Source organism: Rhizobium sp. BK379, from assembly GCF_014193955.1.
Taxonomy (GTDB): Bacteria; Pseudomonadota; Alphaproteobacteria; order Rhizobiales; family Rhizobiaceae; genus Rhizobium.
The window spans coordinates 301,906-314,126 of the sequence record NZ_JACIAD010000001.1 but is presented as its reverse complement, the minus strand read 5'-3'; the positions used below and the strand labels follow the sequence as shown (position 1 = coordinate 314,126).

The 12,221-nt window shown below is 60.5% G+C and carries 14 protein-coding genes; 6 read left to right on the top strand and 8 right to left on the bottom strand.

The features are described 5' to 3' along the window. Window positions 1-54: 54 nt before the first annotated feature. The 3 genes from FHT93_RS01655 to FHT93_RS01645 all read left to right on the top strand — a co-directional run bounded on the left by FHT93_RS01655 (window position 55) and on the right by FHT93_RS01645 (window position 2,425). Window positions 55-561: a helix-turn-helix domain-containing protein gene (locus FHT93_RS01655; protein WP_183845948.1), complete on the top strand. Its 507-nt coding sequence runs from the start codon at window positions 55-57 to the stop codon at window positions 559-561. 95 nt (window positions 562-656) lie between these two features. Next, window positions 657-1,922: a beta-ketoacyl-ACP synthase II gene (fabF, locus tag FHT93_RS01650; protein WP_183845947.1), complete on the top strand. Its 1,266-nt coding sequence runs from the start codon at window positions 657-659 to the stop codon at window positions 1,920-1,922. A 74-nt stretch (window positions 1,923-1,996) separates the two neighbouring features. After that, complete coding sequence (locus FHT93_RS01645; protein ID WP_112547229.1) at window positions 1,997-2,425, top strand: DUF4864 domain-containing protein; 429 nt, start codon at window positions 1,997-1,999, stop codon at window positions 2,423-2,425. Here FHT93_RS01645 and tgt read toward each other — a convergent pair whose 3' ends face one another. The 5 genes from tgt to coaD all read right to left on the bottom strand — a co-directional run bounded on the left by tgt (window position 2,426) and on the right by coaD (window position 6,341). Continuing rightward, on the bottom strand, window positions 2,426-3,559 hold the full coding sequence (tgt, locus tag FHT93_RS01640; RefSeq protein WP_112968405.1) for a tRNA guanosine(34) transglycosylase Tgt: 1,134 nt from the start codon (window positions 3,557-3,559) through the stop codon (window positions 2,426-2,428). Next, a complete protein-coding gene (gene queA, locus FHT93_RS01635; RefSeq protein WP_183845946.1) occupies window positions 3,556-4,641 on the bottom strand; it encodes a tRNA preQ1(34) S-adenosylmethionine ribosyltransferase-isomerase QueA in 1,086 nt (361 codons plus the stop codon). Before queA ends, tgt begins: the two co-directional genes overlap by 4 nt. A 71-nt stretch (window positions 4,642-4,712) precedes the next feature. Then, window positions 4,713-5,222 (bottom strand): peptidylprolyl isomerase, encoded by a 510-nt coding sequence (locus FHT93_RS01630; RefSeq protein ID WP_112547226.1) that lies wholly within the window; start codon window positions 5,220-5,222, stop codon window positions 4,713-4,715. A 25-nt stretch (window positions 5,223-5,247) separates the two neighbouring features. Continuing rightward, on the bottom strand, window positions 5,248-5,820 hold the full coding sequence (locus tag FHT93_RS01625; protein ID WP_112547225.1) for a peptidylprolyl isomerase: 573 nt from the start codon (window positions 5,818-5,820) through the stop codon (window positions 5,248-5,250). Between the two features lie 26 nt (window positions 5,821-5,846). Beyond that, window positions 5,847-6,341 carry a pantetheine-phosphate adenylyltransferase gene (gene coaD / locus FHT93_RS01620; RefSeq protein WP_112547224.1) on the bottom strand — a complete coding sequence of 165 codons (495 nt, stop codon included), beginning with the start codon at window positions 6,339-6,341 and terminating at the stop codon, window positions 5,847-5,849. 197 nt (window positions 6,342-6,538) lie between these two features. On the opposite strand from coaD, the gene FHT93_RS35985 reads away from it, so the two are divergent. Continuing rightward, window positions 6,539-6,709, top strand: coding sequence for a hypothetical protein (locus FHT93_RS35985; RefSeq protein WP_348649754.1), 171 nt, complete (start codon window positions 6,539-6,541; stop codon window positions 6,707-6,709). Between the two features lie 97 nt (window positions 6,710-6,806). Beyond that, complete coding sequence (locus tag FHT93_RS01610) at window positions 6,807-7,016, top strand: hypothetical protein (RefSeq protein WP_112547223.1); 210 nt, start codon at window positions 6,807-6,809, stop codon at window positions 7,014-7,016. An 85-nt stretch (window positions 7,017-7,101) separates the two neighbouring features. Here FHT93_RS01610 and FHT93_RS01605 read toward each other — a convergent pair whose 3' ends face one another. Further along, the gene (locus FHT93_RS01605) at window positions 7,102-7,530 is read right to left on the bottom strand and encodes a hypothetical protein (protein WP_183847606.1); all 429 of its coding nucleotides are present in this window, start codon (window positions 7,528-7,530) and stop codon (window positions 7,102-7,104) included. Window positions 7,531-7,705: 175 nt separating this feature from the next. Beyond that, entirely contained in the window at window positions 7,706-10,507 is a 2,802-nt protein-coding gene (gene gyrA, locus FHT93_RS01600) for a DNA gyrase subunit A (protein ID WP_183845945.1), read from the bottom strand. A gap of 225 nt (window positions 10,508-10,732) precedes the next feature. On the opposite strand from gyrA, the gene FHT93_RS01595 reads away from it, so the two are divergent. After that, window positions 10,733-11,380, top strand: a complete 648-nt coding sequence (locus FHT93_RS01595; RefSeq protein WP_112968411.1) for a MarC family protein — start codon at window positions 10,733-10,735, stop codon at window positions 11,378-11,380. Between the two features lie 47 nt (window positions 11,381-11,427). On the opposite strand, the gene FHT93_RS01590 is transcribed toward FHT93_RS01595, so the two are convergent. Continuing rightward, window positions 11,428-11,982: a single-stranded DNA-binding protein gene (locus FHT93_RS01590; RefSeq protein ID WP_183845944.1), complete on the bottom strand. Its 555-nt coding sequence runs from the start codon at window positions 11,980-11,982 to the stop codon at window positions 11,428-11,430. Window positions 11,983-12,221 lie beyond the last annotated feature (239 nt).

The following is a 12,221-nucleotide window of genomic DNA, read 5'->3' as shown; positions in this document are numbered from 1 at the left end:
TTACGCGCGTAAGTCGCTTGCATGATGCAAGTGACTTCTGTAGTGACTTGCATCATGCAACGAACGAGCTTTGCCAATTTCAAATGCCCCGCCGCCCGCGCGCTCGACAGCGCCGGCGACTGGTGGAGCATGATGATCCTTCGCGACGCCTTTCACGGGCTGGCGCGTTTCGACGAATTCCAGAAGAGCCTCGGCATCGCGCCGAACATCCTGACGCGGCGGCTTGCGCATCTGATCGATGAAGGACTGTTCGAAAAGCGCCTCTACAACGAGCGCCCTGCCCGCTACGAATATGTGCTGACTGCCAAGGGACGTGATTTCTTCCCCGTTCTGATGGCTCTGTTTTCCTGGGGACGCCGGCACGTTCCGCAGGAGGATCTTGCCTTCCTGCTCGGCAACGCCGCTTCCGGCGAGGAACGCGAGCCCATGCTGGTGGATGCAGCCAGCGGCGAAGAATTGAAACCCGAAAACACCTGCCTGCTGCCGGGACCGGCTGCCGATGACGGCGACCGCGAACGGATCGCCCGCATGCGTGCCTACTACCTCGGCATCGACGCTTAGAGCATTTCCAATGCTCTATCTCTTGGTTTTTACGCAATTCCGGACGCAACCCCGCTTCGCGCTCTTACTGGAATTGCTTTAGAAAGGTCAAATCCATGGAACGCATTGTTGTCACCGGTATGGGACTTGTTTCGCCGCTTGGCGTTGGCGTCGAGACCGCATGGAACCGGCTCGTCGCTGGTGGTTCCGGCCTGCGCGTGCTGCCGGAGAATGTGGTCGGCGATCTCGCCGCCAAGGTCGGCGGCGTCGTTCCCTCCATCGAGGAGGACAGTGAAGCCGGTTTCGATCCCGATCGCGCCGTGCCGCCCAAGGACCAGAAGAAGATGGACCGCTTCATCCAGTTTGCGATGATGGCGACGGACGAAGCGGTGCGCCAGGCCGGCTGGATGCCCGAGAGCGTCGATGCGCGCGAGCGGACAGCCACGATCATCGCGTCGGGTGTCGGCGGCTTTCCGGCAATAACGGATGCAGTGCGCACGGCTGAAACCCGCGGCGTGCGACGGCTGTCGCCCTTTACTGTGCCTTCCTTCCTCGTCAACCTGGCGGCCGGTCAGGTCAGCATACGCTACGGCTTCAAGGGGCCATTGGGCGCGCCGGTAACGGCCTGCGCGGCAAGTGTCCAGGCGATCGGCGATGCGGCGCGGATGATCCGCTCCGGCGAGGCTGACGTCGCTATCTGCGGCGGCTCGGAAGCCTGCATCGACAAGGTGAGTCTCGGCGGTTTTGCAGCAGCGCGCGCACTCTCGAGCGGTTTCAACGACAGACCCGAACTTGCGTCGCGTCCCTTCGATACAGCGCGCGATGGTTTCGTGATGGGCGAAGGAGCCGGAATTCTCGTCATCGAAACCCTTGAGCATGCGCTGGCGCGCGGCGCAACGCCGCTTGCCGAACTCGTCGGCTACGGCACGGCCGCTGACGCCTATCACATGACGGCAGGCCCGGAAGATGGCGACGGTGCCCGCCGGGCGATGGAAGCAGCATTGCGGCAAGCCAGGATCCCGGCCGCCGAGGTGAAGCATCTCAACGCCCATGCGACCTCGACACCGGTCGGTGACAAGGGCGAGATCGCTGCAATCGGTACGGTCTTCGGTCGCGACGGCGGCATCGCCGTCAGCGCAACCAAGTCGGCGACGGGCCATCTCCTGGGTGCAGCCGGCGGGCTTGAAGCCATCTTCACAATCCTCGCGCTGCGCGATCAGCTCGCCCCGCCGACCCGCAATCTCGAGACGGCCGATCCCGCAGCAGAAGGCATTGATCTCGTGGGCAGGGTGGCCCGCAAGGTGGCGATGGAATATGCGATTACCAACGGCTTCGGCTTCGGCGGCGTCAATGCCAGCGCTCTCTTCCGTCGCTGGTCCTGAGCCCTGGTTTATCGGGCTCTTTCCTTGCGCGCAAAATAGCCTACACTTCTGCTGACATAGCCGGAGATGATCCTATGCGCGCCTTCTTCGCAGTGCTGGTTCTGTGTGCTGTATCCGTGATGTCAGGCATGGCGGCCCGCGCCGAAGATCCCGTGCAGGCAACACAGACGATGATCGAGGAGCAGATCAGGGCATTCCTCAAGGACGACGCGGATACCGCCTATTCCTTCGCTGCGCCCGGCATCAAGGCCATGTATCCAGACAAAAACGTCTTCTTCGCGATGGTGAAGAAAAGCTACGAGCCGGTCTATCACCCTGGCAACTATGCCTTCGGGCGCAGCAGATCGATCGACGACGGTGCAATGATCTATCAGGAAGTGCTGATTTCCGGCCGCGACGGCAAGGACTGGACGGCGATTTATCAGGTTGCTCGTCAGCCTGATGGCAGCTTCAAGATCAACGGCGTGCAGATCGTGCCGAACGCCGACAGCAAGGGCATCTGATCACACCGGTTCGAGATCACCCCTCGCCCATTCCTCGATGGTCTCGGCCATGAAATCGGCGAAGCGACCTTCGGCAATCGCCTTGCGGATACCCTGCATCAGTTCCTGATAATAGTTCAGATTGTGCCAGGAGAGCAGCATGCCGCCGAGCGCTTCGTTGGCGCGGACGAGATGGTGGAGATAGGCGCGGGAATAGTCGCGCGTCGCCGGGCAGTTCGATTGTTCGTCGAGCGGGCGCATGTCCTCCGCATGGCGGGCGTTGCGGATATTGACCTTGCCGCGCCGGGTAAAGGCCAGACCGTGACGGCCCGAGCGGGTCGGCATGACGCAGTCGAACATGTCGATACCACGGGCGACGGATTTCAGGATGTCGTCGGGTGTGCCGACGCCCATCAGATAGCGAGGCTTTTCACCGGGCAGGACCGGAAGCGTCGTCTCCAGCATCTTCAGCATGACGTCTTGCGGCTCGCCGACAGCAAGACCGCCGACGGCGTAGCCTTTGAGGTCGAGCTTTGCCAGTTCTTCGGCCGACCGGACACGCAGGGCCGGCACGTCACCACCCTGGACAATGCCGAACATCGCCTTGCCCGGCTGATTGCCGAACGCGACCTTGCAACGCTCGGCCCAGCGCAGCGAAAGCTCCATGGCGCGCTCGATTTCCTTGGGCTCGGCCGGCAATGCCACGCATTCGTCGAGCTGCATCTGGATATCGGAGCCAAGCAGCCCCTGGATCTCGATCGAGCGCTCCGGCGACATGTGATGCAGGCTGCCGTCGACATGCGACTTGAAGGTGACGCCCTGCTCATCGAGCTTGCGCAGACCGGAGAGAGACATGACCTGAAAGCCGCCGGAATCCGTCAGGATCGGATGCTCCCAGCGAATGAGCTTGTGCAATCCGCCGAGACGGGCAACGCGCTCGGCCGTCGGGCGCAGCATCAGGTGATAGGTATTGCCAAGAATGATGTCGGCGCCGGTGTCACGCACCTGGTCGAGATACATGGCCTTGACCGTGCCGACCGTGCCGACAGGCATGAAGGCCGGCGTGCGGATGGTACCGCGCGGCATGGAAACTTCCCCGAGACGAGCGCCGCCATCGGTCTTCTTCAGGGTGAACTGGAAATTCTCAGTGGTCATCGGTCTTTCCGGAAAAGAAGGCTCGCGTCGCCGTAGGAATAGAAGCGGTAGCCTGTCGAAATGGCATGCGTATAGGCCGCGTGCATGGTCTCGAAACCGGCGAAGGCCGAGACCAGCATGAAGAGTGTAGAGCGCGGCAGGTGGAAATTGGTCATCAGTATATCGACCGCCTTGAAGCGGTAACCAGGCGTGATGAAGATGCCTGTCGCGCCCGCCCAGGGTCTGATCTCGCCGCTCTCTTCGGCGGCGCTCTCGATCAGCCGGAGCGAGGTCGTGCCGACGCAGACGATGCGTCCGCCCCTCGCCTTGACGGCATTCAGCTTCGCAGCAATCTCGGCGCTGACATAGCCGCTTTCGAGATGCATCTTGTGATCGTCGGTATCGTCGGCCTTGACCGGCAGGAAAGTGCCGGCGCCGACATGCAGCGTCACGAAGTGGCGTTCGATGCCAGCTTTGTCCAGTGCGTCGAAAAGTGCGGGCGTGAAGTGCAGACCGGCGGTCGGGGCGGCGACGGCGCCCTCCTCCCGCGCATAGATGGTCTGGTAATCGGCGCGGTCGCGTTCGTCCTCCGGACGCTTTGCGGCGATATAGGGCGGCAGCGGAATATGGCCGACGCCTGCGATTGCCTCATCCAACGCAGGTCCGGAAAGATCGAAGGCGAGCGTCACTTCGCCGGCGTCACCCTTTTCCTCGACGGTCGCGTCGAGCGAGCCGATCATGCAGCTTTCGCCACCATGGCCGAAAGCGATACGATCGCCTTCCTTGATACGCTTGCCGGGTTTGGCGAAGGCCTTCCACTTGTTGGCGCCGATCCGCATATGCAGCGTCGCCGAAACCTGCTGACCGCCCGCACCCTCACGGTGGCGGATGCCTTCGAGTTGTGCCGGGATGACCTTGGTATCGTTGAAGACCAGCGCATCGCCCGCGCGCAGGAAGGACGGCAGGTCGAAGACGCGATGATCGGAAAGAACCGGCTGCCCGTCCGGATCGACGACAAGCAGCCGCGCGCTGTCGCGCGGCTCAGCGGGCCGCAGCGCAATGCGTTCATCCGGCAGGTCGAAATCGAAGAGGTCTACGCGCATCAAAGCCTTCCAGGCAAAGCGAAACCCGCCCCGCGCTCTCGCGCAAGGGCGGGTTCCTGCAGAAATCACAATCAGACGTCGGCGGCAACCCGCATGGAGACGATCGAATCCGGATCGGAGACGGGCTCGCCCTTCTTGATCTTGTCGATGTTATCCATGCCTTCGATGACCTGGCCCCAGACCGAGTACTGCTTGTTCAGCCAGGGAGCGTCGGTGAAGCAGATGAAGAACTGCGAGTTCGCCGAGTTCGGGCTCTGCGAGCGGGCCATCGAGCAGGTGCCGCGAACATGCGGCGTTGCCGAGAATTCAGCCTTCAGATCGTCCTTTTCAGAGCCGCCCATGCCGGCGCGGCCCGGATTGAAGTTGTCGCCGCCCTTCTTGCCGAACTGTACGTCACCCGTCTGCGCCATGAAATCGGCGATGACGCGGTGGAAAACGACACCGTCATAGGCCTTCTCGCGGGCGAGTTCCTTGATGCGCTTGACATGCTCGGGCGCGACCTGCGGCAGAAGCTGGATGACAACCTTGCCCTTGGTGGTTTCCAGAATGATGGTGTTTTCCGGATCCTTGATCTCGGCCATTGTCGTTCTCCTTCTTGTCGTGAATTTACTTCTTGCCCATCGTGACCTTGATCATGCGGTCAGGATTGCTGACTTCGCCGTTCTGGCCTTCGCCCTTCTTGATCTTGTCGACGTTTTCCATGCCCGAAACAACCTTGCCGACGACCGTGTACTGGCCATTCAGGAAGGAACCGTCATCGAACATGATGAAGAACTGCGAGTTGGCGGAATTCGGGTCCTGGGCGCGTGCCATGCCGACCGTGCCGCGCACGAAAGGCGTCTTGGAAAATTCGGCCGGCAGGTCAGGCAGGTCGGAGCCGCCGGTGCCGGCCTGGGCAGCATCGAAGTTCTTTTCCATGTTGCCATATTTAACGTCGCCGGTCTGGGCCATGAAGCCCGGGATGACACGGTGGAAGGCGACATTGTCATATTCGCCCTTCTTCACCAGCGCTTCGATCTGCGCCACATGCTTTGGCGCCACATCCGGCAGCAGCTGGATGACAACCGGGCCGCTCTTCAGCTGGATGGTGATGTAGTGATCGGCCGCCTGCGCAAAAGCGTCGCCCGCGAAGGAGGCGAGATAGAGCACGCCGGCAAATGCAAGATAGAAGAGTTTCATGTGAGCTCCATTGCGGCGGTATCCGCCTAGGCTTTGCGCTTGGATTTCAGGGCTTGCAAGACGGCCGCCGGCACGAAGGCGCTGACATCGCCGCCCATGGCTGCGATCTGGCGCACCAATGTGGCGGTAATGGGCCGCGAGGCCGTGCCTGCCGGCAGAAAGATAGTCTGGATATCAGGCGCCATCTGCCTGTTCATGCCGGCCATCTGCATTTCATAATCGAGATCGGTGCCATCACGCAGGCCACGGATCAGCAGGCTTGCGCCATGCGCGCGCGCCGCGTCGACGACGAGATTGTCGAAGGAGACGACATCGATATGCGCGCTCTTTTCCGGCAGCACCTCGCCCAGCGACGCGCGGATCAATGCTGCCTTTTCGTCGAATGAAAAGAGTGGTGCCTTCCCCGGATGGATGCCGATCGCGACGATCACCTTTTCGGCGACGTTGAGCGCCTGGACCAGCACATCAACATGTCCATTGGTGATCGGGTCGAAGGACCCCGGATAGAAAGCTGTGGTCATTTGGTCCGGCCGTTCGTTTGACGCCTTTTGTCATGGAAGCCCGTTTCCCGCAAGTCATTTAGCCAGACCGCCCGGCGCGGCTGAACGATGAATGAACGGCACGTTCAAGGTCCGCTCAGATGGGATCTGCTTTATTCGCATCATCAACCCAGACGCTGCCGGTCCTGGTAGCGTCACTCCCCGGAAAGACCCCGATCATGCTGATCATCCTCATCGCAGTAGCCGTTATTTCCTCGCTGTTCGCCGAGTTTTTCTACGGTTACGTCGCCGACAAGCATCAGATTGGCTGGGTACGCCCGGAGGTCAGCGAACATGCGGCGATCATGAGACAGCTTGGCCGCACACGTTCTAATCGATTTGATTTCTGAACGGCAGATGAACGTGACATTCAAGGTCGCTTCAGATCACGATTGGTAAACACCCCGCCAACATCCGGCGGAACCTTTTAAAGACGGATGCGTTCAAATGATCGACACATATGAGATGCGTAAGCGCGGCAGGAAGGGAACAAAGATGCCTGGCAAGATCACGATGATTAACATGCTCTGGATGGTAATGGTCACGGGCATGCTGACTGCCACAATCGCTCTCTATGACAATCAGAAGGTCGATGCTTCCAAGGTATATGGTCCGTTCGCTTCGGCTCGCTCCGTAAGCGTTCTCGGTCAGTACTGAGGAGCTTGAACGCAACTCCCTAAAGAAAGGAACGCCACCATGTTCACGATCCTGACAGTTTTCACAGCACTCATCAGCATCATGTTCATTGTGTCCGTGACCTCCACGATTTCCGCTCTGCGCCGTGAAAGCGAGGAAGTGAAATCGCTCCAAGAAAAGCATAAGGCTTTCTGAAGCCGCTCCCGCAGCGCAAAAGCATGAATGCAAGCCGGATGTTTTGCATCCGGCTTTTCTCATGTCGAGAATGGCGGCCGAAGCGCCAGACAGCCGCTGTTTCGCAACGGCAGAACCAATAGAGCTCGTTGCCATAGAGCGCGCGCAGATAGTCGCTGCGTTCGCTTGTAACGACGGCAAAGCCCTGCCCCATCGCAAGGATCGAGACACCCTCGGGTAAAGCGCCGGGCTGGATGTTGCCGGCCGGAAAGACCACGGCAGCCGTGTCCTCACCTGTTGCAGCAAATACGGCAGCGCCATCTTCAATGGAGTTCCGCTGGAAAGGCTGGTCCGGGATCACTTTGCGGCAGAAGCAGGAAGCGCCGCGCCGGTTGCAGCCGAAACACCGGCCAGCACCCCTCGCCTTGTCCAGCTGCCCACAACATTCCCCTCAGGATGAATCGGCAAGCTCTTCATAGCGCAATAAAAAAACCGGGCGGCAGGTGCCGCCCGGTTTGCTATGTGAATGTGGTGAATTACTCAACCGATGGGGTTTCGTCGGCTTCGCCCGCTGCCGGAGCTTCACCTTCGGAGACCACGGCTTCGTCACCATTCTCGGGCGTCTCTTCTTCTTCCGGCTCGCTGATACGCTCGACCGAGACGACCTTCTCATCCTTGGCCGTGGAGAAGATTGTCACGCCCTTGGTAGCGCGGCTGGCGATACGGATGCCGCCGACCGGGACGCGGATCAGCTGACCGCCATCCGAGACGAGCATGATCTGATCGCCATCATCGATCGGGAAGGCGGCGACCAGTTCGCCGATTTCGCCTGTCTTCGATGTATCGGTGGCACGGATACCCTTGCCGCCGCGGCCGGAGATGCGGAAATCGTAAGAGGACGAGCGCTTGCCGAAACCCTTTTCAGAGACCGTCAGCACGAATTGTTCGCGTGCCCTCAGCTCTTCGTAGCGTTCGTCGGAGAGCTGTCCCTCTTCGGTGACTTCTTCGCCGACCAGAGCGATATCCTCCTCGTCCACGCCCGTCGCACGACGTTCGGCGGCGGAGCGCTTGAGGTAGGCAGCGCGCTCCCAGGGCTCGGCATCGACATGGCCGACAATCGTCATCGAGATGATCCGGTCGCCATCGCCGAGGTTGATGCCGCGCACGCCGATCGAGTTGCGGCCGGCAAAGACGCGGACGTCATCGACCGAGAAGCGGATGCACTGGCCGAGCGCCGTCGTCAGCAACACGTCGTCCTGATCGGTGCAGGTCTCGACGGAGAGGATTTCGTCACCCTCGTCTTCCAGCTTCATGGCGATCTTGCCGTTGCGATTCACCTGGACGAAGTCGCTGAGCTTGTTACGGCGGACCGTACCACGCGTCGTCGAGAACATGACGTCGAGATTATCCCAGCTGTCCTCATCCTCGGGCAGAGGCAGGATCGTGGTGATGCGCTCGCCAGGTTCGAGCGGCAGCATGTTGATCAGCGCCTTGCCGCGCGAGGTCGGCGTGCCGATCGGCAGGCGCCAGACCTTCTCCTTGTAGACGATACCGCGCGAGGAGAAGAACAGGACCGGCGTGTGGGTATTGACCACGAATAGCCGGCTAACGAAATCTTCGTCGCGGGTGGTCATGCCGGAACGGCCCTTGCCGCCGCGGCGCTGCGCACGGTAGGTCGTTAGCGGCACACGCTTGATATAGCCGAGATGCGAAACGGTAACGACCATGTCTTCACGGGCGATGAGATCTTCATCGTCCATTTCGAGACCGCCGTCGATGATCTCGGTGCGGCGCGGCGTGCCGAACTCGTCGCGGACGGCAGTGAGCTCGTCCTTGACGATCGTCTGGATGCGGATACGCGATGACAGGATATCGAGGTAATCCTTGATCTCCTCGCCTATCTTATTGAGTTCATCGCCAATTTCGTCCCGGCCGAGAGCCGTCAAACGGGCAAGGCGCAGTTCGAGGATGGCGCGGGCCTGCTCTTCCGAGAGGTTATAGGTCAGGTCGTCATTGATGCGATGCCGCGGATCGTCGATCAGGCGGATCAGGCTTTCGACATCTTCTGCCGGCCAACGGCGGGTCATCAGTTCTTCGCGGGCCGACTGCGGGTCCGGCGCCTGACGGATGACACGGATGACTTCGTCGATATTGGCAACAGCAATCGCGAGGCCGACCAAGACGTGCGCACGTTCGCGCGCCTTGCGAAGCAGGAATTTTGTTCTCCGGCTAACAACTTCCTCGCGGAAGGCGACGAAAGCGCGGAGCATGTCGAGTAGCGTCAGCTGTTCCGGCTTTCCGCCGTTCAGCGCCACCATGTTGCAGCCGAAGGAGGTCTGCAGCGGCGTATAGCGATAAAGCTGGTTCAGGATGACGTCGGCATTGGCGTCGCGCTTCAATTCGACGACGACGCGATAGCCCTGGCGGTCGGATTCATCGCGCAGGTCGGAGATGCCTTCGATGCGCTTCTCGCGTACCAGTTCGGCCATCTTCTCGATCATCGTCGCCTTGTTCACCTGATAGGGGATCTCGGTGATGATGATCTGCTCGCGGTCGCCGCGCATCGGCTCGATGGTGGCAACGCCGCGCATGACGACGGAACCGCGGCCGGTTTCGTAGGCCGAGCGGATGCCGGAGCGGCCGAGAATCTTGGCTCCGGTCGGGAAGTCGGGACCCGGAATGATCTGCATCAGGTCCGGCAGTTCGATCGCCGGATCATTGATCAGCGCAATGCAGCCATCGATGACTTCGGAGAGGTTATGCGGCGGAATGTTGGTCGCCATACCGACGGCGATGCCGCCAGCACCGTTGACCAGAAGGTTCGGGAATTTTGCGGGAACGACGACAGGCTCGGAGAGCGTACCATCATAGTTGTCGCGGAAATCGACCGTTTCCTTGTCGAGATCGTCGAGCAGCGAATGAGCGGCCTTCTGCAGGCGGCATTCGGTGTAACGTTCGGCCGCCGGCGGGTCACCGTCGACAGAGCCGAAATTGCCCTGGCCGTCGATCAGCGGCAGACGAAGCGACCAGTCCTGCGCCATACGGGCGAGCGCGTCGTAGATCGCGGCATTGCCGTGCGGATGGTATTTACCCATCACGTCCCCGGTGACGCGGGCGCATTTGACGTATTTCTTGTTCCAGTCGATGCCGAGCTCGGACATGCCGTAGAGGATGCGCCGGTGCACGGGCTTCAGGCCGTCGCGCACGTCGGGAAGTGCGCGGGACACGATCACGCTCATCGCGTAATCGAGATATGACCGCTGCATTTCCTCCATAATGGAGATCGGCTCGATGCCTGGCGGGAGCTTCCCGCCGCCGGGGGGTGTTTGCTCAGTCAAAACGGTTCACGTTCTCTTCTAGAATCACTCGAAGATTTATAGCGGAAAGCCTGTTCCCGCGCCAATTTGGCCAGGGGTTTTGAACAGGCTTTTACGGTCGAAAGAGGGCAAATAATGGTATTTGCCCGCGATAGGTAGACAATCAGCGATCACGCATTTGCCAAATCGGAATCGGCACAGCACAATCATGAAAAACAAGCATCTATATGGGGTTTTGAAGAAGCGATGGCAAGCGCCGACCAATTGATCAACGCGTTCACGACGCTGCTCGTCACCATCGATCCACCGGGGCTTGCGCCCCTCTTTCTCGGCCTCACTGTCGGCATGAGCCGGCCGGAGCGAAAGCAGGTGGCGCTGCGCGGCACCACCATCGCCTTCATCATTCTTGCGGTCTTTGCGCTATTCGGCTCCAGCGTGCTCGGCGTGCTCGGTATTTCCATCGGCGCTTTCCGGCTGGCGGGCGGCCTGCTGCTTTTCTGGATCGCCTTCGAAATGGTTTTCGAGAAGCGCCAGGATCGCAAGGAAAAGACGACGGAAGTCGCAATTACCAAGGATCATATCGAGAATATCGCCGTCTTCCCGCTTGCCCTGCCCCTGATTGCCGGACCGGGCGCCATTTCGGCGACGATTCTGCTCGGAGGAACCCTGCCCTCCACGGTCGAACGTGCGCAGCTGATCGGCGTCATCGCTGCGTGTCTGCTGATCACCCTGATGGTGCTGTTCCTCGCCGACCGGCTCGACCGTTTCCTCGGGGTGACCGGCCGCGCGATCCTGACCCGCCTCCTCGGTGTAATCCTCGCAGCACTTGCCGCGCAGTTCGTCGTGGACGGTGCAAAATCCGCTCTTAATCTGATCAGCGCCACGCCGACATGAAAACGGCGCCCTCGGGCGCCGTCGTCAAAGCTCGGGAATAGCGTCGCTCAAAACGGGATATCGTCGTCGAGATCGCGCGAGAAGTTGCCGCCGCTGCTGCTGCCACCGCCACTGCTGCCACCGCCACGATTACCGCCGCCGCTGCTTCGGCCACCGCCGCCAGAAGACGGGCTGGAACCATAATCGTCGCCACCGAAGTCGTCACCACCGCGACCGCCGCCGAAGCCGGAACCCGCGCCACCGCCTTCACCACGACCGTCGAGCATCGTCAGGGTCGAGTTGAAGCCCTGCAGCACGATTTCCGTCGAGTAGCGGTCGTTGCCGGTCTGGTCCTGCCACTTGCGGGTCTGCAGCGCGCCTTCGATATAGAGCTTGGCGCCCTTCTTCACATATTGCTCGACAACCTTGCAGAGGCCTTCGTTGAAGACAACGACCGTGTGCCATTCGGTCTTCTCGCGGCGCTCGCCGGAATTGCGGTCACGCCAGGTTTCCGAGGTCGCGATACGAAGATTGGCGATCGGCCGGCCATCCTGCGTACGGCGGATTTCGGGGTCGGCGCCCACGTTTCCGATCAGAATTACCTTGTTCACACTGCCAGCCATATCATTCACCTTACTGCCGCCCTGCCCGGCGGCGTTTAAAATCATCGGCGCACCTTAAACCATAGAGGACAGGCGGTGCGTATCCAGTTCCTGTCATCCACAAGGAATTTTGTTCTTTATTTGTTCTAATTATTCGCTATGATCCTGTCAACAGAATCGAAAACCTTTGTTGTTCCGGACATTCAGCCTCGACTCGCCCGCCGGCATCACTAAATAAGGGCTGTTATTCCCCAAACGAC